Source organism: Streptococcus mitis, assembly GCF_003944325.1.
GTDB classification, from domain to species: domain Bacteria; phylum Bacillota; class Bacilli; order Lactobacillales; family Streptococcaceae; genus Streptococcus; species Streptococcus mitis_CW.
Window position 1 is genome coordinate 1 of the sequence record NZ_RJPX01000076.1, and the last position, 1852, is coordinate 1852.

The following is a 1852-nucleotide window of genomic DNA, read 5'->3' on the forward strand; positions in this document are numbered from 1 at the left end:
GCTTAAGTTAGGAGTTCCTAAATGGATAGCAGATAAGGTATCTGGCTGGGGTGACCACTATCAATTAGTAGCTCAGAAGTCGGTACTTAAACGTGCTATATCAAAACCAGTCCTTGAGAAACGTGGACTGGTTTCGTGTTTGGATTATTACCTTGAACGACATGCGTTAAAAGTTAGTTGAACCGCCGTATGCCGAACGGCACGTACGGTGGTGTGAGAGGGGCTAGAGATTATCCCCTACTCGATTTTGATTTTCGAAGAGTATGATATAGTAAAATGAAATAAAAATAGTACAAATCAATCAGGACAGTCAAATCAATTTCTAGTAATGTTTTAGAAGTCAAAGTGTACTATTCTGGTTTCAATATACTATAAAAACGCATAATATCAGATGTAGGTAAGCTTGATATTATGCGTTTCTATTATGTAAAGTTTTGATAAATTTCTCCTAATACTCTTTGATTTTCATTGAGTATAAGCTTGAGTTTTTGTATAGCTTCAAACTTATGGATAGAGAATTTTAGAAATTGAGTATGTTAGATTAGTGAAGTGAATATCAAATTCTAATAAGTTACGATCAATTGCTTATAATCACCTTATTTGATAATCTGTATCTGTTTCCAACTATTATACAATTGTTTATCCTATATTTTTATTTAAAATTGACCAATAACAACTGTACTCATTTTCTCCAATGAAATTGAAGAGACCGCGTCTAATAGTTCATTATAGTAGAATCCGTTTTTCAAATCTGTTTTAGTAGCTAGAGCGAACACTTCTAGCGTATATCGATGATCTTTATCAGGAGGAGTTGGTCCAACAAAAATAGAATCAATTTCAGTAAAATCAGTTTCTAATAGAGGACTGGCAAAACTATTTTTCCCTTGCTTAATAGAACCTTTATAATCTAGACTGTAATTTTCAGGAATAATGACTGTATTATTTTTAACTTCTATATCCGTAGCAAGCCAGTGAATCCAAGGGAATGAACAAACTGGAATCGCATCATAATCAATTAAAGTAATAGCTATATATTTTGTCCCTTCTGGTAATTCGCTAATCTCAAAGGGGAAAGAGCGTACAGGATTCCCCTTAATAATGTCGGTACAATCTGCTTCTTTTCCAAATCGTTTAGGCAATAAGTTCTGGTTAAAAGGTATATTAATTTTCATCATATTGCTCCTTTCGTATAATCGAATAAATTATTCTTGATTCTATGATATAATAAATACTAACTTTTTAAAATTTGGAAAAAGTTAATAATTCATTAAATATTCTTTTAGGAAGGAGAGGAGATAATGAATTTAGATTGGTATTATACATTCTTAGTATTATCTAAACACCTCAACTATCATGGAGCAAGCGAAGAATTATTTTTAACGGAACCAACACTTCACCAGCAAATAAAAAAACTCGAAAAACACTTGCAAGTAAATTTATTTGAAACAGTTGGAAGAAATTTAACTCTGACTCCAACAGGACGAGAATTTATCCCTATCGTAAAAAAAATAATTGCGACATATGAAGATGGAATTAAAAAAATACAGTTAAAAAATAAAAAGTTGGAAACACATTTAAACATCGCAGTTTCACCTTACATAGCTACCTATCTGTTACCGAAATTTCTTCCAGAATTTTTTGAAGAACAACCATCTGTAGGTATTTCAATTACCGTTTTACAAAATGATATTGCTCGAGAAATTGAAAATAATCAATTTGATATTGGGATAGCTAGGGAAGAACCTTATACTACAAAGATTAATTCAGAAAAAATTTGTGAGGGGAAAATTGCTCTTTTTTATCCCAAAAATGATTCTCAACTAACTGAGGTGGAGTTATTTCAAAAATATAA

The 1852-nt window shown here is 31.4% G+C and carries 2 protein-coding genes and 1 pseudogene; 2 read left to right on the top strand and 1 reads right to left on the bottom strand.

Going from position 1 to position 1852, the window contains the following annotated elements:
* Positions 1 to 181, top strand: a pseudogene (locus tag D8787_RS11140) (group II intron reverse transcriptase/maturase); the annotation flags it as partial.
* Positions 182 to 656: 475 nt separating this feature from the next.
* On the opposite strand, the gene D8787_RS11145 reads toward D8787_RS11140, so the two are convergent.
* Complete coding sequence (locus D8787_RS11145) at positions 657 to 1172, bottom strand: YbhB/YbcL family Raf kinase inhibitor-like protein (RefSeq protein WP_125423855.1); 516 nt, start codon at positions 1170 to 1172, stop codon at positions 657 to 659.
* Between the two features lie 126 nt (positions 1173 to 1298).
* Between D8787_RS11145 and D8787_RS11150 the strand changes: the two genes are divergently transcribed.
* A partial coding sequence (locus D8787_RS11150) for a LysR family transcriptional regulator (RefSeq protein WP_142999775.1) occupies positions 1299 to 1852 on the top strand: 554 nt, incomplete at its 3' end.